Raw genomic sequence first — 23499 nt, 5'->3', positions numbered from 1 at the left:
CCCTTCGCGTTTGGTCGAGCAGGAGTGACCGGGGCATACTCTCCCGGTGGCTCCATCAAAGTTCCTCCGCGCAATCGGACCCGATCTGGTGCGCGACATTTCAGCCTTGGCGGCGGGCATCCTCATCGTCGGCGCCTCCTTCGGGGCGATCGCAACCGCCCAGGGGGTCCCGTGGTGGCAGTCGACGGCGATGTCGGTGCTGGTGTTCGCCGGAGCCTCCCAGTTCGCGACGCTCGGCATCATGACCACCGGCGGCGGCCTGCTCGCCGGTGTCGCGGCCGGGCTCATCCTCAACATGCGGCACATCCCTTACGGCATGGCGGTCGGCGGCCTGTACTGGACCAGCCTGCGATCCAAGATCCTCGGCACGCACCTGCTCATCGACCAGACCACCGCGTTCGCCCTCGCCGCCGGGGAGGACCGCCGCCGCGCCAAGGCGGCGTACTGGACGGTCGGGATCACCCTGTTCGTGGTCTGGAACCTCGGTACGGTCATCGGCGCCGTCGCGGGCCGGTTCATCGCCGACCCCGAGGCGCTGGGCCTCGACGCCGCGCTCCCGGCGATCCTGCTCGCGCTGGTCCTCCCGGGGTTGAAGGACAGGTCCACGCTGTCGGCGGGTCTCCTCGGGACGACGATCGCCCTGGTGACCAGCCTGTTCCTGCCAGTCGGGCTCCCGGTGCTGCTGGCGCTTCTGGGTCTGGTGGTCATGTGGCGGGGCACGAGACCGAAGGAGGCGACGTCATGACGATGCTCGCGGCGATCATCGCTCTGGCGGTGGGCACGTTCCTGATCCGCCTTTCAGGCCCCCTGCTGCGCAACCGGATCACCCTGTCCGAGCGCGTGGAGACCCTGCTCAGGGCCGGAGCGACCGTGGTGCTGCTGGCGCTGACGGTCACGTCGACGTTCCTGGTCGAGGGCGCGTTCGCGGGCTGGGCGCTGCCGGCCGGGGTCCTCGTCGGCGGTGTGCTGGCGTGGAAGAGGATGCCGCTGGCGATCGTCGTGGTGGCCGCGGCGGCCACGACGGCACTGCTGCGACTCGCCGGAGTCGCCTGAGCGGTATGCGAAAGGGCCCCGCGGCTCGGCCGCGGGGCCCTTAACTCAGGTCGGCTGGAAACCGCGTCCTTCAGACAGGATCGGTCTACCAGTCAGCGGCCGCACGGCGGCGGCGCGCGATGAGGAACAGCACGGCGGCGACGGCCACGAGCGCGGCTGCGGAGCTGACCATGATGGTCATGGACGAACCGGTGGTCGGCAGCGTCGGGGCGGCGGAAGGCGACTCGGACTCGGTCGGCACCTCTTCGCAGTCCTCGGGCTTCTCCCAGGGAATCTCGCCCTCTTCGAAGTTCTCGCCCTGCTCGATCAGGTAGTAGACGGTGAGCTCGTCGCCGGTGGCCACGAAGGTCACGGTCTCGGACTCTCCGGGAGCCAGCGTCACGACGACCTCGTCGCCCTCGGACGGGGTCAGCGTGTAGGTGGACTCGACGCCGCCCTCGGGGACGGACAGTTCGAATTCGAGACCCTCGCAGGTGTCGTAGACGGCGCCCCTCTCGCAGTCGGTTCCGCCATCCCATTCGAAGACGCTGATCTCTTGGCCGTCAGCGGTGACGCTGACCGTCAGGCCCGCCTCCGGGTCGTCCACCGCGAAGTGCTCCCTGAATTCCTCATCGGTTTCGGGAGTGAGGGTGACGGGATCGCCCGTGCTAGGAGTGAGGGTGAACTCGGCGAGCACATCGGAGGTGTTGACGGCGGTCACCGCGATGCCGAAGCAATCGCTGACAGCCCAGGCCTCGGGCGCCGGAGTCGGGGTCGGGGTCGGATCCTCGGTCGATTCGCAGCCTTCGGTCGGTCGGGTGGCTTCGCCCTTGCCGGTGCCGAACTCGCCGTTCGGCCAGACGCCGTCGATGACCAGCGTCGCGTTGTCGACGTCGTTGCTGAAGGTCTGGGTCGCGGTGAGCACGCCCTCACCGGGGTAGGGCAGCTCGGCGTCGACGGCGATGTCGCCTTCGAGCGGGACTTCAGGGTTGCTCGGAGTAACCGCGGTGATCTCACCGGCGCCGACGTTTCTGAAACGGGGCCAGTCCTTCCAGTTCCAGTCCTCAACGGACCAAGAGACGGTCCAGCTGTCCTCGTCGCAATCGGTGCTCGATTTCACCGTGGTGTGGTGGGCCTGAGCGGCCGACCCGATGGCGACTGCACCGACGACGCCGAGGGCGACGCTCCCGGCCAGTCCCAGCACCCGCTGAAGGGTACGGTTCATGATTCTCCTAAGTGATGGCATTGCTCAATGGGGATTGGAGGGGCCATGCGCGGTCGGGGGCAGAGAGCCGATCCGCTTAGGCACCGTACCAATCAGACACGCGAGAACACGAGCGAAGGTCGCATAACGATTGAATAACTCGCGCTACCGTGAAACTCAAGTGGCGCAAGGGATCAGAGGGAACTACTGAGGCTCTCCGCAGCGGCGAGACAACTGTCCCTTTTCACGCGAGTTGTCAGTGAGTTCGGCGGCGTGTTCGAATTCACTTCTCGCCTCTGACCTGCGGCCCATGCGTTCCAGCATCTCGCCGCGCACTGCCGGCACCAAGTGGTAGCCCTTCAGAGCGGGCAGGTCGGCGACCTCGTCCACCATGGCCAGACCTCGCTCGGGACCGAAGGCCATCCCGAAGGCCACCGCGCGATTCAGAGCGACCACCGGAGAAGGCTGGACCTCCAGCAGTCGGGAGTACAGGCCCGCGATCCGCACCCAGTCGGTGTCCTCGGCCTTCGCGGCGCGCGCATGGCAGGCCGCGATCGCGGCCTGCAGAACGTAGGAACCGGCGCGGTCGGCCCAGGCGCCGGCGCGGTGGAGGGTCGCCCGGCCGCGCCGGACGAGCAGCCCGTCCCACTTCGCGCGGTCCTGTTCGGGCAACGGCACCGGGTCGCCGCCCGAGTCGGTGCGGGCCCGTGAGCGCGAGGCCTGGAAGTCGAGCAGCGCGGCCAGCCCGAGTACCTCGGGCTGGTCGGGCAGCAAGACCGTCAGTCGCTGGGCGAGCCGCTGGGCGTCCTCGCACAGCTGGGGGCGCATGAGGTCGTCGCCGCTGGTGGCCGTGTAGCCCTCGTTGAAGACCAGGTAGACGACCTCGAGGACCGCCTCCAACCGCTCGCCGAACTCGGCGGCCGACGGGGCCTCGAAGGTCACTCCCGCGGCTGCGAGCCTGCGTTTGGCGCGCACGATGCGCTGGGCGACGGTGGACTCGCCGGTGAGGTAGGCGCGGGCGATCTCGCCGGTGGTCAGTCCCGCGGCGACCTTGAGAGTCAGGGTGGCGCGGGCCTCCGGCGACAGCACCGGGTGGCAGGCGCAGAAGACGACCCGCAACAGCTCGTCGCCGATATCGTCATCGAGCTGGGCGTCCGCCTCGGCGATCGGGTCCTCGCCTTCGCCGGAGGCCTCCAGCTGTCGGGCGATGCGCTCGTACTTGCCCTTGAGGTTCTGGTCGCGCCGAATGCGGTCGACCGCGCGGCGCTTGGCGGTGACCATGAGCCAGGCGGCGGGCCGGTCGGGCACGCCCTCGGCGGGCCACTGCTCAAGCGCGGCGACGACGGCGTCGGTGGCGAGGTCCTCGGCGAGGCCGACGTCGTTCACGGTTCTGGCGAGCACTGCGATGATCCTGGCGGACTCCGTCCGCCACACCGCCTCGACCGTCCGGTGAACGCCGTCGACTCGCTCGACCATGCGGCGAGCCTACTCCTCGTCGATGATCCTGCGGACCTCGTGGACGACGTTCATGCCCGGGACGTGCTTGCGGTGCAGCTCGATCGAGTGCTTTGCGATCTCGACTGCCTCGTCCTGGCCCCGGCACTGCACGAGGAAGTAGCCGCCGACCCATTCCTTGGCCTCGGCGAAGGGGCCGTCGACGACTTTGACCTCGCCGTCGCGCAGGTTGACCCGGGTGGCCTTCTCAGTCGGCTCCAGCCCGGCGCCGTCGATGAGGATGCCGTCGGCGGCCAGCTTCGCGACGAAGCCGCCCATCGCCTCGTACATCTCGGCGGGCACGGACTGCTCGTCGATCGGACCCTCGTGGACCACGTTGATGAGGTAACGCATGGCCTTGCTCCTTCTCGTTCGTTCTCGGCCTTGATACTCCTAGGTCGATCGGGAAGGAGCCGAATCGACATCTCGGTCGAGAAAGAATCCGAAGAATCTAGCCCTCGGCCTCGTCGACCGTCTCCTCGGCGAGGTAGCCGCTGTCGATCAGCACCTCTTCCCAGTTCGACCTGTCGACGCTGACCGGCTCCAACAGGAAGGCCGGCACGAACTTGAAGCCGTTGTTGTAGGTGCCGAGGTCGTTGACCTCGGGGGAGTCGCCGTCCATGATCGCGGTTACCATGCTGATCGCGACGTCGGCGAGGCTGCGGGTGTCCTTGAAGACGGTCTGGGTCTGGCCGGTCTCGTCCCGGATGTCCTTGACGGAGGCGGCCTCGGCGTCTTGGCCGGTGATGATCGGGAAGTCGTCGGAGCCGGGCCGGTAGTCCGCCTCGGCGAGCGCGTCGACGATCCCGCGGCTGATGCCGTCGTACGGTGACAGGACGGCGTGCAGCGGCTCGTCCCCGTAGTGGTCTTCGAGCAGCTTCGTCATCCGCTTCTCGGCGACCGCGCCGTCCCAGCCCTGCGTCGCGGTCCGCGCCTGCTCGGTGTCCTGCGAGACGATGTTGATCCGGCCCTCGTAGGTGTAGCGCTCCAGCGTGTCGAGGCCACCGAGGAAGAAGTACTCGGAGTTGCTGTCGTCGAGGGACCCGGAGAACAGCTCGACGTTGAACGGCCCGGCGTCATCGTCCTCCTCCAGGCCCAGGCGCGAGATGATGTGCTTGGCCTGGAGGACGCCGACCTCGTAGTTGTCGAAGGACACGTAGTAGTCGACGTCGGGGGTGTCGAGGATGAGGCGGTCGTAGGCGATGATGGTGACGCCCTTGTCCTTCGCCTCGGCCAGCACGCTGCCGAGCGAGCGGTTGTCGACCGCGGCGATGATGAGGAACTCCACCCCCGCGTCGACCATCGCCTGGATCTGTTCGACCTGGATCTCGGGGTCGTTGTCCGCGTACTCGAGCAGGACCCGGTACCCGAGGCCCTCGAGGTGGTCCTGGAGGTACTCCCCCTCGATCACCCAGCGTTCGGAAAAGGTCATGGGCATCGAGATACCGGTGAAACCGGTGAGCTGGGCAGATTCCTCGCCCGCCGAGCATCCGGCCACTGATACGGCTGCGACACCTGCCGATCCATACAGCAGGCGGCGGCGACTGAGGTGCATGGGGAAGGTACTCCTTCGTGCAGAATGGGGCGGCGCTTCACCTGGAAACTTACACGAACCGATTTCGCAACCACCGGCTCATGCCGTGATCGAATCGTTGCATAATATCCGGGCAAATCTGCTCATCACAGGCGGTGCCGAACAGAACACTTCGACCGACCGCAGGGCGTCATGGAGTCACACCCGCCCCGCCCGATGGCGGCACGGCACTCGGCGCCGGAACGAGGCCGAATACGATTGCGCGCATGGGCGACCGTTGGATGGAGCTGGCCGACCGAGTGTGGGTCCGGCGCTGCGAGGAGCTGGACCTCTCGCTCGGACTGGTCGTCGGCGACGACTGCTGCCTCGTCGTCGACACCGGCGTCGACGCCGAGCACGGCCACGACTTCGCCACCTCGATCCGCGAGCTCACGCCCCTGCCGTGGCAGATCGCCTACACGCACGACCACTTCGACCACTGGTTCGGGACCTCCGCGTTCGGAGAGTCCGCGATCTGGGCTGCCGCCGACGGCGCCCGGTACATCGGCGCGGGCGACGCTCAGCGCAAGACCTGGGCCGCGAAGTACCGCCGCGAGGGCCGCGAGGAAGCCGCACGGCGCATCGAGCGCTCCCGGCTGGTCCCGCCGAACCGCCGCGTGGCCGGCTCGATCGGGCTGAACCTGGGCGGGCGGACCGTGGTGCTGCGGCAGGTCGGCCCAGCGCACTCCGACAACGACATGGCCGTCGAGGTCCCCGACGCGGGCGTGCTGTTCGCCGGGGACCTGCTGGAGAACGGTGCTCCGCCCGCCTACGGCGACGCCTTCCCCTACCACTGGCCGCAGGCCGTGGAGCCCTTGTTGAGCTGGAGGCCGAAGGCGGTCGTGCCCGGACACGGCGACCCGGCCGACTACCGGTGGGCCAGGAGCCGGGTCCGCGACATGGCCGAGGTGGCGAGGCTGTGCGGCGAAGTCGCCAGGGGCCTGATCTCGGCCGACGAGGCCGCCGAGAACGCCCCCTTCGACTCCGAGACGATGCGCACCGCGATCGAACGCGGCCGGCTCCTCTCCTCGCCACCGCTCCCGTCGCCGGTTCCCGAACCGCCCGCGCGGGCCGATTCGGCGCAGGCCCCGTGGGCGCCCGTCCACGTCTACGACGCCACCGATTGCATCGTGGACGCCGACGGCGAATAGACGAAGTGCCTGCGGCAGGCCGGGCAGCGGCCCACCGTCGAGCACCTCAACCGCTTCGGCGAAGTCTTCCGCGACCACGTCCACACGGCGTTCGCCGCCGACCGGGACATCGATCCTGCAGGCGGAGCCGGAGGCGTACGTCGAAAGGGCGGTCAACCCAACGGCTGATCCTCGAATCCGGCGTGGAGCTTGCGCAGGAGCGCTCCGAGTTCCTCGCACTCCTTCTGGTTCAGTACCGCGAGCGCCTCGCGTTGGACCTCCAGGGCGGCCCGCACGGCACCCTCGATCGCAGTCCTTCCCGCATCGGTCATGCGGACCTTCAGGCCCCGCCGGTCGTCGGGGTCGGGGAGCCGCTCGATGAGCCCGGCACGTTCGAGCTTGTCGAGGCGGCCGGTGAGCCCGCCCGAGGAGAGCATGAGGCTGGCGCTGATCTGCTTGGGCGAGAGCACGAACGGCTCGCCCGAGCGGCGGAGACTGGCCAGGACGTCGAACTCGGTGCGGCCGATGCCGTGCTCGGCGAAGGTCGCGGCCAGGCGCGCGCTGAGGTTCTGGGAGACGCGGTGTATGCGCCCGAAGGTGGCCATGGACTCGAGTTCGAGCTCTGGCAGTTCCCGGTGCCACTGCTCGACTATGCGGTCGACCGCGTCTTCTGTCATGGGGACATTGTGTCCCACCAGCCAGAACGTTGTTGAAGTACCTCGTCGTGATGTAACTCGCGGCCAAGTATCTTGATATCAAGTAGCTTGACGATAAACTACTTATAGTCAAGCTACCTGGAGGCGACCCCATGGCCACCCGCGCCCGCGACATCGTCCTGACCGCCCTGGCCCCCGCCATGTGGGGCACCACGTACCTGGTGACCACCGAGTTCCTCCCGCCGGACCGGCCCATGCTGACCGCGCTGCTGCGGGCGCTCCCGGCCGGGCTCCTGCTCATGCTCTTCGCACGAAGACTCCCGCGAGGCGAATGGTGGTGGAAGGCCGGCGTCATCGGCACACTCAATATCGCGGCCTTCTTCGCCCTGCTCTTCCTGGCGGCATACCGGCTCCCAGGCGGGGTCGCGGCGGTCGCCGCTGCCGTAGGACCGCTGGCGACGGCCGGGGCGACGATCCTCATCCTGAACCAGAATGTCCGCCTGCGCACCTGGCTGCTCGGCCTGGCCGGAGTCGCGGGCGTGAGCCTGGTGGTGCTGACAGCCGAAGCCAGGCTCGACACGATCGGGGTGATCGCGGGTATCGGCGGCGCGGTCTCGATGGCGACCTCGACCGTGCTGACCAAGCGCTGGGGACTGCCGCGCGGGGCCGGCCCGGCGGCGCTGGCCGGCTGGCAGCTGACGGCCGGGGGCCTGCTGCTCCTGCCGGTGGCGTTCCTGTTCGAAGGCGGCCTGCCCGCTTTCACAGGCGCCAATGTCGCCGGATACGTCTACCTGGGCCTGGTGAACACGGCGCTGGGCTACTGGCTGTGGTTCAGGGGCATCGGGAGGCTGTCGGTGGTGCCGCTGAGCTTCCTGGGGCTGTTCGCGCCGCTCACGGCCGCGTTCGTCGGCTGGCTGGTGCTCGGCGAAACCTTCACCGTCTGGCAGACGGCGGGCTTCGTCGTTGCCCTGGCCGCCACGGTGGCGGCGCAACTCCAGGTCAAGCTCCGCCGCCCCCGACCGGCCGAGCCGGCTCCCCGCCCCGAACTCGTCCGAATCTGACCTGACCCGAGACCGGCATCGAGCCTTTCGCTCCCTCTACGCGGCCGCGAACGGCTCGATCCGAAGCAGATCCCGCCCCAATCGGTCACGCTATGCCGAGCGGCTCCAGGAACTCCTCGGCCAGGATCTCCCCCGGGTGAATCGGCGGCATCAATGCCTCGGCCATCGCCTTCCCCTCCTCGTTCGATCTAGTGGTAGTCAACGATCGCCACATCCCACTCAGCGGTCAGATCATCTTCTTCTTGTAGGCGCGCATCGCCAGCGGGGCCGTGACCGCCAGGAGCGCCACGGCCCAGACCGAGGTCCACAGCAGCGGCTCCGCCACCGGTCCCTCCGAGAGGAGCCCGCGCATCGTCCGGGCAAGGTGCGAAACCGGGTTGACCTCGGCCCACGCCTCCAGCGGCCCCGGCAGCGTCTCGACCCGCACGAACGCATCGGAGGTGAAGGTCAGCGGCATGATCACCACGAACGCGTAGATCTGCACCTTCTCCTCCGAGTCGGCGAGGACGCCCGCCAAGACCGAGAACCACGAGATCGCCAGAGCGAACATCACCAGCACGAGGGTCGCGAAGACCGCCCCGCTCAGGCTGCGCAGTTCGAAGCCCATGAGCAGGCCCAGCACGAGCATGATCGCGATCGACCAGACCTGCTTGAACATGTCGGCGAATATCTTGCCCGCCAGCGGCGCCGAGCGCGCGATCGGCAGCGACCTGAACCGGTCGTAGACGCCTTTGCGTAGGTCTGCGTTGATGCCTGTGCCGGTGTACATGGTCAGGAAGATCGCGTTCTGCGCGATCAGGCCGCCCAGCACGTACTGGAGGTACACGCTGGTCGAGCCGGCCATCTGCCCGCCGAAGACGTAGACGAACAGCAGCAGGAACATGACCGGCGAGAGCGACAGGTCCACCAGTTCGAACGGGTTGTGCTTGATGCGGACCATCTGGCGCCAGGCCATCGACATGATCTGGCTCAACGTGGCGCCCGGCCCGGGCCGGCCCGCGACCTCTGCCGGGGCATCCAGTGTCGCGGTCGTCATTTCGTCTCCTCTTCGGCGACGCTCGCAGAGTCGGGATCCGGCTTCGCCTCGCTCGCCTCATCGTCGGTCTCGGCGCGGTGGCCGGTGAGCGTCAAGAACACCTCGTCCAGGCTCGACAGGCCCAGGTGGAAGTCGGTGAGCGCGATGCCCCTCGACTGGAGTGTCGCGGCGATGACGGGCATGATCGCGTCGTCGTTGACCCCGACGGTGACCGCGGAGCCTTCGATGAGCGGGTCCAGGTCGGCGTGGCTCTCGGCGATGAGCGCCCGCACCGTCTCGACGTGTGTCGGGTCGTCGGGCTGGATCCGCAGCGTCTGGCCGCCGATCTTGGCCTTGAGCTGGTTCGGCGTGCCGGTGGCGATGACCTTGCCGTGGTCGATGACCACGATGTCGTCGGCCAGCTGGTCGGCTTCCTCCAGGTACTGGGTGGTGAGCAGCACGGTGGTGCCGCCGCCGACGAGGTTCCGGACGATGTCCCACAGCTCGCCGCGGGCTCGAGGGTCGAGGCCGGTGGTGGGCTCGTCGAGGAACAGGATCGGCGGCCTCCCGACGAGGCTCGCCGCTAGGTCCAGGCGTCGGCGCATACCTCCCGAGTAGGTCTTCACGGCCCGGTCGGCGGCGTCGTCGAGGTGGAACTGGGCGAGAAGTTCGCGGGCGCGGCTTCTCGCCTCACCGCGCGGCTTCCCGAGGAGCCTGCCGATGAACAGCAGATTCTCTTCGCCGGTGAGGAGTTCGTCGACGCCGGCGAACTGGCCGGTCAGGCCTATGAGGGAGCGGACGCGCGCGCCGTCGCGAACGATGTCGAAGCCGCCGACGCGGGCGGTTCCGGCGGTGGGCGCGGAGAGTGTGGCGAGCATCCGCACCACGGTGGTCTTCCCGGCGCCGTTCGGGCCGAGGACGCCGAGCACGGTGCCGGCTCGGGCGCTGACGTCGATGCGGTCGACGGCGACGAGGGTGCCGAAGTTCTTGGTGAGTCCGTCGGTTTCTACGGCGTTGTCATGCGACACGTCGTCCTCCTTGTGGATACGTCCGCAGTGCCGGTTCAGAAGACGGGATTCCGGGCCTCTACCGTCGCGAGGGCGATAGGTAATGCTGTCACACCGGCTGCGCCGCGGCATCCGGTTTTCGCCGGTGGCGGCGCGGACGGGGCCCGGTTCGAAAAGATCTTGTCCCGCCAGTCTGACACTCGGAGCCGACGTTCCGGGGCGCTCGCGTTCGAACCGGCGGACGTCGGGCCAGGCTGGTGCTTCCCCGTCACAGCGACTGGAGGAGCTTGCGGACGCGCTTCTCGCTCACTTGGTATCGAGTGCCCAGTTGCTGGGCGAAGAAGCTGATCCGCAGCTCCTCGATCATCCAGCGCAGTTCCTGGCCTTCGGCGGTGCGCATCGCCGCCGGGCGGGCCCGCGCCAGCGAGGCCCTCTCGGACTCCAGGGCCTGGACCACGTCCATCTTGGCCTTGTCGCCCGCGACATCGGCTCGCACGCGCTTCGCCCGGTAGACGATGCCCTTGACGTAGCGGGTGAGGTCGTCCAGGCGCCACCAGCCGGTCGAGCCGACGAAGCCGTCGGCGCCGACGAGGCCGTCGAGCTGGGCGCGCATGTCGCTCATCGCGGCGAGCATCGAGAAGTCGAACTTGCCTTCGAGGAGGCGCGAGGCCTCTCGGGCCTCGGTGAGGGCGGCGGCGGTCTTGCGCGCCACCGCCGCCGACTCGCCGGCGACCTCGGGGCGCGCGCGTTTGAGGAGCGTTTCGAAGCCGGCGCTGTCCCAGGCCGGCCCGCCGGCTTCGATGAGGACCTTGTCGAGGACCGCGCGGACGCAGTCGTCGAGCAGAGCGCCGACGTTCTCGTAGGGGCCGGTGGCGAGGACGAGCTGCTCATTGCGGGTGAGCGCCTCTTTGAGGTGCGGGTCGGGGACGTTGAGCTTGAGGAGCCTGCGGGTTCCGGCCCACATGTTCGCCGACTGGGCGCCGGGGTCGGCGAAGGCCCGGACTCCGACACTCATCCCCTGGTCGTACAGGGCCGGGTATGCCTTGGCGACGTAGCCCTTGCGCGGTGTCTCCTGGACCTTCGGCAGCTCGTCGAAGTCCCATGCGGTCAGCCCGGTGCGTTCGAGTTCCGGCGCGGTCTCGGCCGCCGCCTCCTGGGTCTTCGGGGCGAGCTGCCGCTGGAGCGCGCCGAGTTCCTTGCCTTCGGCGAGGACCGATCCGTCCTCGTCCTTGACCTGGAAGGTCACGAGCAGGTGGCCGGGGATCTTGGTGAGGTCGAAGGCGTCCTCGGGGACGTTCACGCCGGTCATCGCGCGCAGCATCTCGGCCAGCGCGGCCGTCATCGGCCGGCCGTCGGAGGGCTCCATCCGGGCGACGGCGGCCTTGGCGAAGTCGGGGGCGGGCACGAAGTTGCGGCGCAGGCTCTTGGGCAGACTCTTGAGGAGCGATTCGGCGAACTCGGCGCGCAGGCCCGGCACCTGCCAGGTGAAGGCGTCCTGGTCGAGCTGCTGGAGCGCGGCGAGGGGGACCTCGACGGTGACGCCGTCGCTCGCTGAGCCGGGCTCGAACTCGTAGTCGAGTTCGAGGTCGACGCCTTCGGAGGTCCATACCTCGGGGTAGGCGTCGGGTCGGACCTCCTCGGCGCGGTCGCCGAGCAGGAGCGCTTCGTCGAAGTCGAGCCGGTGCTTGTCCTGCTGCTTCTTCCACCACGAGTCGAAGTGGCGGCCGGAGACGACGTCGGCGGGGATGCGCTCGTCGTAGAAGTCGAAGAGGGTCTGCTCGTCGGCGAGCAGCCCGCGCTGCCGCACGCGGTTCTCCAGGTCCTCGACTTGGCCGATCTTGTCGCGGTTGCGTTGGAAGAACGGGTGGTGGGTCTCCCATTCGCCTTCGACGAGGGCGTGGCGGATGAACAGTTCGCGGCTGGTGGCGGGGTCGATGCGTCCGAAGTTGACCTGGCGGCGCGGGACGATGGGGACGCCGTAGAGGGTGACGCGTTCGAAGGCGAGGACGGCGCCGGACTTCTTGGACCAGTGCGGCTCGGAGTAGGCGCGTTTGGTGAGGTGCTCGGCGAGCGGTTCGACCCATTCGGGTTCGATCTTGGCGCAGATGCGGCCCCACAGGCGGGAGGTCTCGACGAGCTCTCCGGCGACGACCCAGCGCGGCTGCTTCTTGAACAGTCCGGATCCGGGGAAGATGGCGAACTTGGCGTTCCTGCCGCCGAGGTATTCGCGCTTGTCGGCCTCTTTGACGCCGATGTGCGAGAGGAGCCCGGAGAGGAGGGCGGTGTGGATGCGGCGGGTGTCAGGGGCCGGGGTGGCCGGTTTGGTGTTGATCTTGAGGCTCTTGAGGACGCCGTTGATCTGGCGCACGAGGTCCTGCCATTCGCGGATGCGCAGGTAGTGCAGGTATTCCTGTTTGCACATCCTGCGGAAGGCGCTGGAGGAGCGGGAGCGGCGCTCGTCTTCGAGGTATTTCCAGAGGTTGAGGAACGCGGAGAAGTCGGATTCGGGGTCGTTGAACCGGGCGTGGGCCTGGTCGGACTGGGCCTTCTTGTCGGCGGGGCGCTCGCGCGGGTCCTGGATGGACAGCGCTGCGGCGATGACGGTGACCTCGTGGACGCAGCCCTCGGTCCGGGCCTGGAGGATCATCCGGGCGAGGCGCGGGTCGATCGGGAGGCTGGCGAGCTCGCGGCCGGTCTTGGTGAGCCTCTGGACGGGGCCGCGCTCGGTCTCGAGGGCGCCGAGTTCGACCAGCAGGTCGAGGCCGTCCTTGATGTTGCGCGCGTCTGGGGCGTCGACGAAGGGGAACTGTTCGACCTTGCCGAGTTTCGCGGCGGTCATCTGGAGGATGACGCTCGCGAGGTTGGTGCGCAGGATCTCCGCGTCGGTGAACTCCGGCCGCGATCCATAGTCCTCTTCGGAGTAGAGGCGGATGCAGATGCCCTCGGCGACACGCCCGCACCGCCCGGCCCGCTGGTTGGCGCTGGCCTGGCTGATCGGTTCGATCGGGAGGCGCTGGACCTTCGTGCGGGCCGAGTAGCGCGAGATGCGTGCGTGGCCGGCGTCGATGACGTAGCGGATGCCCGGGACTGTCAGGGAGGTCTCGGCGACGTTGGTGGCCAGGACGATGCGCCTGCCGGTGTGGGAGGAGAAGACGCGGTGCTGCTCGGCCGCGGACAGCCGGGCGTAGAGAGGGACGACCTCGGTGTGCCGCAGCCTCGCCTTCTCCAAGGCGTCGGCGGTGTCACGAATCTCCTGCTCACCGGAGAGGAACACGAGGATGTCGCCGTCGCCTTCACGGCTGAGCTCGTTCACGGCGTCGAGGATGCCGTCGATCTGGTCGCGCTGCTCGTCCTCGTCGACCAGGGGCCGGTAGCGGACCTCGACGGGGTAGGTGCGCCCGGACACCTCCAGGATCGGCGCGGTCGCCCGCTCGGTGCGGAAGTGCTGGGCGAACCGCTCGGGGTCGATGGTCGCCGAGGTGACGATGACCTTGAGGTCGGGCCGCTTGGGGAGGATCTGCTTGAGGCAGCCGAGGATGAAGTCGATGTTGAGGCTGCGCTCGTGGGCTTCGTCGATGATGATCGTGTCGTAGGCGCTGAGCAGCCGGTCGCGCTGGATCTCGGTGAGCAGGATGCCGTCGGTCATGACCTTGACGAAGCTGGAGTCCGAGACCTGGTCGGTGAAGCGGACCTTCCAGCCGACGGCCTCGCCCAGCGGTGAGCCGAGCTCGTCGGCGATGCGTTCGGCCACGGCCCGGGCGGCGATCCGTCTCGGCTGGGTGTGCCCGATCAAGCCGCGCACACCACGACCGAGTTCGAGGCAGATCTTGGGGATCTGCGTGGTCTTGCCCGAGCCGGTCTCACCGGCGATGATGACGACCTGGTGGTCACGGACGGCTGCGGCGATGTCGTCCTTGCGCTGCGAGACGGGCAGCTCTTCGGGGTAGACGATCTTGGGAACGTTCGCCGCGCGGGCGGCGAGCGCCGCCTCCTTGGCCTCGACGTCGGCTTCGAGGGCGTCGAAGGCCTCCCTGCGGGCCGGTCCTTCGAGCTCGCGGGCCTCGCGCAGGCGCCTGCGCAGCGCACGCTGATCGGCCGTGCGCAGGGCGAAGACGCGTTCGCGCAGGCTGGTACGGGATTTCGAGGTGCTGCTGGGCATGACGATCGTCAAGGATACGCGAGCGATCGAGCCGCACGCCACGGGATTTTCGGCCGGTCGGCCGCGTCGTTACCGGTCGAAGTCGCCGCAGAGGATGCGGTCCGAACTCATGTGCTCCATGAGCGCGTCCGAAGCGCTGGTGTGGACGACAACGCTTCTGGCCCGGTCGTCGGCGACGAGGTCGGAGTTGGCGAAGGCTTCGCCGATACCGCGGTCGTTGGTGCGGAAGGCAAGGTGGATCTCGTTGGCCTCCGACTCGCCCTCGTCTGGGTCGGCCGTCCAGTGCTCGCCGCCGGGCGGCTCGTGGTCGCACGCGGCGTCGTGGACGTGCGCGGTGTAATCGGTGTTGGGCTCCAGGTCGGCGACGGCGAGGTCGACCCTGGTGCCCTCGCCGATCGACATCTCGGCGGTCCCCGAGGCGTCGGGGTAGATCTCGTCCCAGCCGGTCAGGACCGACAGGGCCGTGGTGCGGGTCTCGTCGAGGGCGGGCTCGTCGGCATCGGAGCCGCATCCGGCCGCCGTCGCGAGGACGGCGGCCGCGGCGATCACTGCGATTCTCACCCGTGCAGTATCGGCGCCCGGTCAGGCGGTTTGTTGGATGTCAGGCGTCGTGTCCGCCACTATCCCCGCTCCGCGTTCGAGGCGGACGCGGCGTGTGAGGCCCAGCCGGTCGAGGAACGCCTCGTCGTGGCTGACGACGACCAGCGCACCCTCGTAGGCGGACAACGCCTGCTGGAGCTGCCTGGTCGAGGCCATGTCGAGGTTGTTCGTCGGCTCGTCGAGCAGGAGCAGGTGCGGCGCGGGCCGGGCCGACAGGACCACGGCCAGCGCGACGCGCAACCGCTCCCCGCCGGACAGAGTGCCGACGGGGTGGAAGACCGCGTCGCCGCGCAGCAGGAAGCGAGCGAGGCGGGTCCGCAGCAGGGTCAAGTCGGCCTCGGGGGCCCGCGATCGGACGTTGTCGAGGACGCTGCGTTCGTCGTCGAGGAACTCCAGGCTCTGGGTCAGGAAGCCGTGCGGGACGCGGGCGGCTTCGGCGACGGCGCGCAGCAGCGTGGTCTTCCCCGAACCGTTGTCGCCGGTGAGCCCGACGCGCTCGGGCCCGCGCAGGTGCAGGTCGATGCCGTCTCCGTACAGGTCGGCGGCCTTGAGGCCCTCGACGCGGGCGATCTCGCGGTGCGGGCCGACCGAGGTCTCGGGCAGGTCGATCGCGATGTTCGCGTCGTCGCGGACCTCCGACTTGGCGGCCTCGAATTCCTCTTTGGCCTCGGCGACGTCCTCGGCCATCGCGGTCTTGAGGCGCCCGGCGGTCGCCTCGCCTTGGCTCTTCTTGGCGTTGCGGATGATCGCGGGACCGTCGGCGTACTTCGTCTTGCCGGCCTTCTCACGGCGTGCGAGCTTGGTCTGCATCTCGACGAACTCGCGCTTCTGCTTCTTCAGCTCGGATTTGGCCTCGCGCACGGCCCGTTCGGCGGCCCCCTGCTCGATCGCGATGGCCCGCTCGTAGTCGTCGAAGTTCCCTTCGAAGGTGCGGATCCCGCCTCGGTAGAGTTCGGCGACCGCGTCGACGTGTTCGAGCAGTGCACGGTCGTGGCTGACGACCAGGAGCGTGCCGGGGAAGCGGCGGATCGCCTCGTACAGGCGGGCCCTGGCCGAGCCGTCCAGATTGTTGGACGGCTCGTCGAGCAGCAGCACGTCGGGCCGCAGAACGAGTTTTCCGGCGAGGCCGACCAGCATGGACTCACCGCCGGAGAGCGTGCCGACGACGCGGTCGAGTCCGATGTGGTCGAGCCCGAGCTCGTCGAGGGTGAGGCGGGCGCGTTCGAGGAAGTCCCAGTCTTCGCCGATGACGGCGAAGTGGGACTCGTCGACGTCGCCCGATTCGATGGCGTCCAGGGCTTTGCGCTTACCGGTGATGCCGAGGAGGTCTTCTACGGTGTCGCCCAGGCGCAGCGGCAGGTCCTGTGGCAGGTAGGCGATGAGGCCGGAGACGGTGACGGCTCCAGCGTCGGGGCTCAGCCGCCCGTCGATGATGCGCAGCAGTGTGGACTTGCCGGTGCCGTTGTCGCCGACCAGTGCGGTTCGGCCGTCGGAGAAGACGGCGTCGAGGCCGTCGAAGACGCAGTCGCCGTCGGGCCAGGAGAAGTCGATCTTGCTGACGATGATGTAGGTGGACATGGCGCGTGGTCCTTCTCAGGTTCGATGTGACGGAATCGAGTGAGATGACACCGCGCCCGTCGGTTCCCAAGTGGGGACGGCGCGAGATTGCTGAGGGAAGGCTCCCTGAATCGCAGACGCCCGGCATGTGCGCACAAGAGAGTTGCGCACATGCATGCGAGGCGCGGTGTCCGCGATTACAGCTTCAAGGGAGGTCCCAACGTCGACTGCAGAGCCGAAACAACGGTAGCGGTTCGGGATGGCCGCCGTCAACGGGTCGTCCGATCCTGCGGGTTGCTGCAGTGCGGCCGTGAGAGGGGTGAACAGGTGGGGCGGCAGGAGCGCGCCGCCGCCGGTTCGCGTGCCTCGTCGTCACCAGGTCGTCCTCTGCGCACGCGAGGGGGCCCGATCGGCTGATCGGGCCCCCTCGCGTGCGGTCTACTCCTCGGTGTCGGGCTGTTCGGGGTGCGTCATGAGCGTGATCGCGGAGACGACCAGTCCTCCGAAGATGACGACCATTGCGACGATCATCATCGCTACTGCGCTGGCACTCATTGGGTGTCCTCCTTCCCGCTGGTCAGGGTGGCCTCGTCCACGAGTTCGGGCACGTCCTTGTTGCGCAGGAGGAGCGCCATGAGGATGCCGAACAGGACCGCGCCGCCGGCGACGCACCAGCCGTAGACGAGCGTGGCCTGGTCGATCCCGGCCTCGTTCTCGATCGTGGTGCGGATGTTGTCGACGAGCATCCAGCCGAGGATCAGCGGCGTGACGACGCCGAGGCAGGCGAGCCACAGGTAGCCGATCTTGAACGTCGAGGTCCGGTTGGCGTCCCTGCGCAGTTCGCCCCACTTCCAGGCGATCCACACGACGACGACGATGCTGACGAGCGCGGCGACGGCGATGCCGTAGCGGTTGATGAAGCCGTCGGCCGTGTCGAGCAGCCACAGGCCGTTGGTGGTCGGGAACAGGATGATCGACACCAGGGCGATGCCGCCGCCGATGAAGATCGTGCCTTTGAGCCGGTTGAGTCCGAAGCGGTCCTCCATGGCTGCCACCGGCACCTGGACGATGCTGATGAGCGAGGTGAACCCGGCGATGGTAAGGCTGGCGAAGAACAGGACGCCGAACAGACCCGCCGCATAGGGCAGGGTGTTGACGATGGCCGGAAAGGCCACGAAGGCCAGGCCCACGCCGTCGGTGACCTGCTCGTCGATGGCCGTGCCGGTTTCGAGGGCCATGAAGCCGAGCACCGAGAACACGCCGATGCCCGCAAGCAGCTCGAACGACGAGTTCGCGAACCCGACGGTGAACGCCGAGGTCGTGATGTCGGACTTGCGCTTCAGGTAGGAGGCGTAAGTGATCATGATGCCGAAGCCGATGGACAGCGAGAAGAAGATCTGGCCGTAGGCGGAGACCCACACCGTCGAATCCTGGAGCGCGTCCCAGTCTGGCGTGAAGAACGCGCTCAGGCCGCTGGTTGCGCCGTCGAGCGTCAGGGACTGGACGACCAGGACGCCGAACATGACCACGAGCAGGGGGATGAAGATCCTCGCGATGTTCTCGATGCCCCTGCGCACCCCCGCGCCGATGACGAAGAGGGTCACGATCCACACGGCGACGAGGACCAGCGTCAGGTTGGGCACCCATTCGCCGAAGTCGAAGGTGCCGACGGGCGTCCCGTCGGCGTTCAACGCGCCGAGGAAGTCGGCGAACAAGAACTCGTCGGGCGCGTCGCCCCAGGTCTGCCCGATCGAGTAGAAGGTGTACATGGCGGCCCAGGCGATGATGACCGCGTAGTACACGGCGATGACCGTGCTGATGGCCACCTGCCACCAGCCGATGGCCTCGGCGTTCTTGTTCAGACGGCGGAACGCGACCGGAGCGGAGCCCTTGAAGCGCCGGCCGATCGTGAACTCCATGATGAGCAAGGGGATTCCAGCGGTCACGAGGGCCACCAGATACGGCACGAGGAAGGCGCCGCCGCCGTTGTCATAGGCGACGGCGGGGAATCGCCAGATATTGCCGAGTCCGACGGCCGAGCCGATGGCGGCCAGGATGAACCCGAGCCTGGTCCCCCAGTTCTCTCTGATCATGTTGCATCTCTCCAGTCACGCACCGTGAAGGCACTCACACTATGACTTACCGTAGCGATCCTGTTAAGCCCCAGTCAAGTCAGCGTTGCAAGCGTGTTACGTACGTCCACAGTCCAAAGGCGCACCCACGATGTGGGACGCATGATCCGGGCGGACCTGCGGACCGTGGTTTTGTCCAGCCGATCGTTCATCGTCGCGCCAGCGTAACTAATGTCCAGATCGTAGGAAGACGATCGGCCTTCCAAGCGGTATTCTTTTCTGTTGCGTCGTCGATATCCGAAAAACTCTGCGCATATTACGCGTATCCGCTCATCCGGTATTTCATTCGAGGAGTCCTGTGTCCGCTGCCATCATCCGTGCGCTCGAATCGGAGCAATCGCGCCTCGACAGGCTGTACGCCCGGCTCGACGAGGTCCGTGGCCGGGCCGAGGAGCGGCTCGACGATTCGCGGCGCAAGCATGTCGAGAACGAGCAGGAGCTCTCGCAGCGCGACGCCGAGACCCACTTCCACCGCCGCCGCATCGCCCAGCTCGACGCCGTCGAAGAAGGTCTGTGCTTCGGGCGCCTCGACTACATCGGCGACGACCGGCCCATGTACCTCGGGCGCATCGGCCTCCACGACGAAGGCGGGGAGCAGCTGCTGGTCGACTGGCGCTCCGAGGCCGGCAGGCGCTTCTACCTCGCCACCGCCGCCTCGCCCTCCGGCGTTCGGCGACGCCGCCACCTGCACACCAAGGGCCGGCGCCTCGCTTCGGTGAACGACGAGGTCCTCGATCTCGAAGCCGCCGACGGCTCGGAGTCCACGATCGGCTCCGAGGGCGCCCTCATGGCCGCGCTCGACGCGGCGCGCACCGGCCACATGCGCGACATCGTCGCGACCATCCAGGCAGAGCAGGACCGCATCATCCGCGCGCCCCTTGAGGGCATCATGATCGTCGATGGCGCGCCGGGCACCGGCAAGACCGCCGTCGCCCTCCACCGCGCCGCCTACCTCCTCTACGAGCACCGCGAGCAGCTCCAGCGGCGCGGCGTGCTCATCATCGGCCCCGGCAAGCAGTTCCTGCGCTACATCTCCGAGGTCCTGCCGGGCCTGGCCGAGACCGACGTCCTGCTGCGCACCCCAGCCCAGCTGTTCCCAGGCATCACCGCCGACCGGCCCGAGTCCGAGGCCGTCGCCGCCGTCAAGGGCCGCGCCGTCATGGCCGGCGTCATCGCCAGCGCCGTGGCCGACCGCGAGATCGTGCCCCGCGACGCCCAGCCGGTCTACTACGAGGGCCACACCCTGTGGCTGCGACCCGAGAAGATCACCGCCGCCCGCGATGCCGCCCGAGAGACCGGGCTGCCGCACAACGAGGCCCGCGATACCTTCCACAAGCGCGTCATCGCCGACCTGGCAATGCAGTACGCCGACATCATCGGCGAGGACCCGCTCGGCGGGGAGAACCTGCTCGGCCTCGAAGACCGCGCCACGTTCGCCGCCGAGATCGCCACCGACCCGGTCATCCGCGGCGAGATCGAGCAGCTGTGGCCCGAGCTGACGGCCACCGACCTACTGGACGACCTGTTCGCGTCGCGGGCCCTGCTGGCCTCGGCCGCCGCCGTGCTGTCCAAGGAGGAGCGGCGCCTGCTCCAGCGCGAACCGGGCGGCTGGAGCGAGGCCGACGTCCCGCTGCTCGACGAGGCCGCCGAGCACCTCGGCGAGGTCGAGCGCGATCGCGGCGCGGCACTCGACGCCGAGCAGATCGCCTACGCCGAGGACGTCCTGTCGATCTCCACCGGTTCGGCGTCGTTCGACTTCGAGGACGAGGCCGAATCCGAGATCCTCATGGCGACGGACCTGGTCGACGCCGCGCTGCTCGGCGAGCGGCAGGTCGACCAGAAGTTCGTCTCGGTCGCCGAGCGGGCCGCGGCCGACCGCCGCTGGATCTTCGGGCACGTCATCGTCGACGAGGCCCAAGAGCTGTCGCCGATGGTGTGGCGGGCGCTTCTGCGCCGCTGCGTCGCCCGATCCTTCACCGTCGCCGGGGATCTCGCACAGTCCGGGAACGCCGCCGCCCCCGGCAGCTGGGCCGAGGTCTTCGACTCCTCCGAGCTGTCCTGGCGCGCCGAGCAGCTCACCGTGTCCTACCGGACGCCGGCCGAGATCATGGCCGTCGCCACCAGGGTGCTCGACGCGATCGACGCCGAGGCCCCGCGACCGCAGCCGGTGAGGTCCTCGGGCCACGAGCCGTGGCTGGAGATCGCCTCGGGGCGACTCGCCGACCGGGTAGCCGAGCTCGCCGCCGGGGAGTCCCAGACCGTCGGCGAGGGCACCGTCGCGATCGTCACGACACCGGAGCTCGCAGCGGAACTGGCGTGGATCGACATCGCCTCGGTGCTGACCGTCAAGCAGGCCAAGGGGCTCGAATTCGACAGCGTCATCGTCGTCGACCCGGACGCGATCGCGGCCACGAGCATGCGGAACCTGTACGTCGCGCTCACGCGCGCCACGAAGCGACTGGGCATTGTGGCCGCCGACAAGCCCGCCTTCCCCGGCGCCGAAGTCCTTTGAGTCCCGCTCGGCGAATCCCGCGAGCCGCGAAACGGTCGTGCCCATCTCCTACACTGGTGATCACTGAAGGGGGTGCGGGTTGACGACGACTACTGGGGACCTCACCGGCGCGCTCGTCGACGGGCGGTACCGACTCCAGCGGCTGATCGCGAACGGCGGCATGGCATCGGTGTACGAGGCGCACGATGAGCGGCTCGACCGCACGGTCGCGGTGAAGATGATCACGGCCTCGGACCTCGCCGGCTTCGACCTCGCCGCGTTCACACACGAGGCGCGCACCATCGCACGCCTGTCGCACCCGAACGTGGTGGCGGTGTTCGACCAGGGGGCCCACGACGGGCTCCCGTACATCGTCATGGAGTACGTCCCCGGCTCCACCCTGCGGGACCTGCTGAACCGGCGCCGCCTGCGCATCGAGGAGGCCGCCGAGCTGTGCGGCCAGATCCTCGACGGCCTTCAGGCCGCGCACGACGCCGGGCTGGTCCACCGGGACATCAAGCCCGAGAACATCCTGCTCAAGAACGGCGGCAGGGGCGACCGCGTCAAGGTCGTCGACTTCGGGCTCGCCGAGGCCGTCCACGGCGAGGCCGAACGCGGCGGCCCGCTGCTCGCCACGGCCGCGTATGTGGCCCCCGAGCTGGTCGGCGGCGGACCGGCGAGCCCGGCCAGCGACGTGTACTCGACCGGGATCCTGCTCTACGAGCTCCTCACCGGGGAGGTGCCGTTCGACGGTCCCGATCCGGCGAAGGTCGCCCAGCGGCACCTGGCAGAGGACGTCCCGTCCCCGCGTCGCGCCGCCCCGGACGTTCCGGAGGGCCTGGCGCAGCTGGTGACGCTCGCGGCCGGCCGAGACCCGGCGACGCGCCCGGTCGACGCCGGGGCCTTCGCGCGGCGCCTGAGCGCCGTGGACACCCGTCCGGTCGCCGTCGCCGGACAGCTGCCGCGCCCGACGCGGGCCGTGGAGACCACGATGGTCGTGCCGGGGTCCAGGCCGCGCCGGTCTTGGAAGGCACTCGTGACGCTCATCGCGATCGTCGCGACACTCACCGCGGTGGCGTTCGCCGGGTGGTGGGTCGGCGTCGGCCGGTACACGGCCGCGCCGTCGCTGCTGGACCAGGACGCCTCCACTGTCGACGCGTACGCCGAGGATCTCGGCTTCGAGGTCGAGTTCACCGAGGGCCGGTACAGCGAGTCCGTCCCCAAGGACCAAGTGCTCACACAGGAACCCGGTGTGGGCGAACGCGTCCGCTCCGGCGGCGTCATCACGGTGGCGCTCTCACTCGGGCCCGAGCGGTACTCCGTCCCAGACCTAGTCGGGACCGACGAGGACGAGGCGCTCGACCGCCTCGAAGCGTTCGGCGCCGACGTGACGGTCGAGCACGAGTACAGCGCCGAGCACGACAAGGGCAAGGTCATCACCACCACGCCAGGACCCGATACCGAAGTCAAGGCCGGTGCGGCGGTGACGCTGGTTGTCTCCGAGGGGATGCCGCCGCTGTCCGTGCCCGACCTGGTCGGCATGGACGAAGGCCGCGCGGAGGAGGCCCTTGACGCCGAGGGCCTCGACGTCGGCGAGGTGACCGAGCGATACAGCGACACCATCGCCGAGGGCTCGGTAATCGAGCACACGCCCGGCTCGGGCGAGCGCGCCGCGCCAGACCAGAAGGTGGACCTGGTCGTCAGCGCCGGCCCCGAACCCATAGAGGTCCCCGACGTGATCGGCATGAACGTCGACGAAGCCAAGAAGAAGCTCGAAGACCTCGGTTTCAAGGTCAAGACCGGTCAGATCTGGTTCACCGGCACGGTCTTCGACCAGTCGAAGGACCCGGGCGAGGAAATCCCGAAGGGCTCAGAGATCTGGATCTGGGCCCGCTGACCACGGGCGGAGGGTCTGAGGCGGTGCGCCTCCGGAGCCCGGCAATGGCCGCGGAGGCGCTGGCGGGATCAGTCGTAAGGATGCTTCCTCTGCGCCAAGTGCGGCAGCGATGACGAGGTCGCGGGATGGGCGAGGGCGGGGTCTTCGACTCGCAGGTGATCTTCGGCTCGGCTTCAGGCAACGCAGCGACGACGAGGTAGGAGTCGGGTGGGGGCGGGCCCTTCGGAGTTCGGTCCGCTTCGGGCGGGCTTCAGGCGAGCAGCGATGAGGAGCTGAGTGGAGGCCGGGGGTGCCTTGTCGGCCACGGAGGTCGGTCGTGGGGAGCAGGAGCAGGAGCAGGAGCAGGAGCGGGAGCGGGAGCAGGAGCGGGAGCGGGACTCTCGGGTCCGGTTCGGTGGCTGCCGGGGGGCTGTGCGGGGGTGCCGGTTCGGGGCGGCCGGGTGCGGGTTTCGGGCCGGTCGGGTGTGAAGGCTTGGGGCGCTTGGGTGTGC

The 23499-nt window shown here is 68.7% G+C and carries 18 protein-coding genes; 6 read left to right on the top strand and 12 right to left on the bottom strand.

What is annotated here, in order from left to right; translation table 11 throughout:
- The first annotated feature begins 88 nt into the window (after positions 1 to 88).
- Both L0U85_RS16360 and L0U85_RS16355 read left to right on the top strand, forming a co-directional pair.
- Complete coding sequence (locus L0U85_RS16360) at positions 89 to 745, top strand: AzlC family ABC transporter permease (RefSeq protein ID WP_241378827.1); 657 nt, start codon at positions 89 to 91, stop codon at positions 743 to 745.
- Positions 742 to 1053: an AzlD domain-containing protein gene (locus L0U85_RS16355; protein ID WP_241378826.1), complete on the top strand. Its 312-nt coding sequence runs from the start codon at positions 742 to 744 to the stop codon at positions 1051 to 1053. The genes L0U85_RS16360 and L0U85_RS16355 overlap by 4 nt, the downstream gene beginning before the upstream one ends.
- Positions 1054 to 1138: 85 nt before the next feature.
- Here the strand turns inward: L0U85_RS16355 and L0U85_RS16350 are convergent, their stop codons facing one another.
- From L0U85_RS16350 to L0U85_RS16335, 4 genes are all read right to left on the bottom strand, one after another.
- On the bottom strand, positions 1139 to 2257 hold the full coding sequence (locus L0U85_RS16350) for an LPXTG cell wall anchor domain-containing protein (RefSeq protein ID WP_241378825.1): 1119 nt from the start codon (positions 2255 to 2257) through the stop codon (positions 1139 to 1141).
- Positions 2258 to 2440: 183 nt separating this feature from the next.
- The gene (locus tag L0U85_RS16345) at positions 2441 to 3712 is read right to left on the bottom strand and encodes an RNA polymerase sigma factor (RefSeq protein WP_241378824.1); all 1272 of its coding nucleotides are present in this window, start codon (positions 3710 to 3712) and stop codon (positions 2441 to 2443) included.
- Positions 3713 to 3721: 9 nt separating this feature from the next.
- Positions 3722 to 4084, bottom strand: a complete 363-nt coding sequence (locus L0U85_RS16340; protein ID WP_241378823.1) for a YciI family protein — start codon at positions 4082 to 4084, stop codon at positions 3722 to 3724.
- A gap of 97 nt (positions 4085 to 4181) precedes the next feature.
- On the bottom strand, positions 4182 to 5162 hold the full coding sequence (locus L0U85_RS16335; RefSeq protein ID WP_241378822.1) for a sugar-binding protein: 981 nt from the start codon (positions 5160 to 5162) through the stop codon (positions 4182 to 4184).
- 368 nt (positions 5163 to 5530) lie between these two features.
- On the opposite strand from L0U85_RS16335, the gene L0U85_RS16330 reads away from it, so the two are divergent.
- Entirely contained in the window at positions 5531 to 6454 is a 924-nt protein-coding gene (locus L0U85_RS16330; RefSeq protein ID WP_241378821.1) for an MBL fold metallo-hydrolase, read from the top strand.
- Positions 6455 to 6606: 152 nt separating this feature from the next.
- Here the strand turns inward: L0U85_RS16330 and L0U85_RS16325 are convergent, their stop codons facing one another.
- Entirely contained in the window at positions 6607 to 7110 is a 504-nt protein-coding gene (locus L0U85_RS16325; protein ID WP_241378820.1) for a MarR family transcriptional regulator, read from the bottom strand.
- 131 nt (positions 7111 to 7241) lie between these two features.
- Here L0U85_RS16325 and L0U85_RS16320 point away from each other — a divergent pair, with 131 nt between their 5' ends.
- Entirely contained in the window at positions 7242 to 8150 is a 909-nt protein-coding gene (locus L0U85_RS16320; protein WP_241378819.1) for an EamA family transporter, read from the top strand.
- A 226-nt stretch (positions 8151 to 8376) separates the two neighbouring features.
- On the opposite strand, the gene L0U85_RS16315 is transcribed toward L0U85_RS16320, so the two are convergent.
- From L0U85_RS16315 to L0U85_RS16285, 7 genes are all read right to left on the bottom strand, one after another.
- Positions 8377 to 9186, bottom strand: coding sequence for an ABC transporter permease (locus tag L0U85_RS16315; protein ID WP_241378818.1), 810 nt, complete (start codon positions 9184 to 9186; stop codon positions 8377 to 8379).
- On the bottom strand, positions 9183 to 10193 hold the full coding sequence (locus L0U85_RS16310; protein ID WP_241378817.1) for an ATP-binding cassette domain-containing protein: 1011 nt from the start codon (positions 10191 to 10193) through the stop codon (positions 9183 to 9185). Before L0U85_RS16310 ends, L0U85_RS16315 begins: the two co-directional genes overlap by 4 nt.
- A gap of 247 nt (positions 10194 to 10440) precedes the next feature.
- Positions 10441 to 14331, bottom strand: coding sequence for an ATP-dependent RNA helicase HrpA (gene hrpA, locus L0U85_RS16305; RefSeq protein WP_241378816.1), 3891 nt, complete (start codon positions 14329 to 14331; stop codon positions 10441 to 10443).
- Positions 14332 to 14400: 69 nt separating this feature from the next.
- Positions 14401 to 14892 carry a hypothetical protein gene (locus L0U85_RS16300; RefSeq protein ID WP_241378815.1) on the bottom strand — a complete coding sequence of 164 codons (492 nt, stop codon included), beginning with the start codon at positions 14890 to 14892 and terminating at the stop codon, positions 14401 to 14403.
- 21 nt (positions 14893 to 14913) lie between these two features.
- On the bottom strand, positions 14914 to 16509 hold the full coding sequence (locus L0U85_RS16295) for an ABC-F family ATP-binding cassette domain-containing protein (protein WP_241378814.1): 1596 nt from the start codon (positions 16507 to 16509) through the stop codon (positions 14914 to 14916).
- A gap of 417 nt (positions 16510 to 16926) precedes the next feature.
- On the bottom strand, positions 16927 to 17043 hold the full coding sequence (locus L0U85_RS16290; protein ID WP_241378813.1) for a methionine/alanine import family NSS transporter small subunit: 117 nt from the start codon (positions 17041 to 17043) through the stop codon (positions 16927 to 16929).
- The gene (locus L0U85_RS16285) at positions 17040 to 18581 is read right to left on the bottom strand and encodes a sodium-dependent transporter (RefSeq protein ID WP_241378812.1); all 1542 of its coding nucleotides are present in this window, start codon (positions 18579 to 18581) and stop codon (positions 17040 to 17042) included. The genes L0U85_RS16290 and L0U85_RS16285 overlap by 4 nt, the downstream gene beginning before the upstream one ends.
- 337 nt (positions 18582 to 18918) lie before the next feature.
- On the opposite strand from L0U85_RS16285, the gene L0U85_RS16280 reads away from it, so the two are divergent.
- Both L0U85_RS16280 and L0U85_RS16275 read left to right on the top strand, forming a co-directional pair.
- Entirely contained in the window at positions 18919 to 21132 is a 2214-nt protein-coding gene (locus tag L0U85_RS16280) for an ATP-binding domain-containing protein (RefSeq protein WP_241378811.1), read from the top strand.
- A gap of 79 nt (positions 21133 to 21211) precedes the next feature.
- Positions 21212 to 23008, top strand: coding sequence for a Stk1 family PASTA domain-containing Ser/Thr kinase (locus tag L0U85_RS16275; RefSeq protein ID WP_241378810.1), 1797 nt, complete (start codon positions 21212 to 21214; stop codon positions 23006 to 23008).
- Positions 23009 to 23499: the final 491 nt, after the last annotated feature.

Source organism: Glycomyces sp. L485, from assembly GCF_022548875.1.
Taxonomy (GTDB): Bacteria; Actinomycetota; Actinomycetes; order Mycobacteriales; family Micromonosporaceae; genus Glycomyces.
The sequence above is the reverse complement of the archived record's forward strand: the minus strand, read 5'-3'. Positions and strand labels throughout refer to the sequence as shown.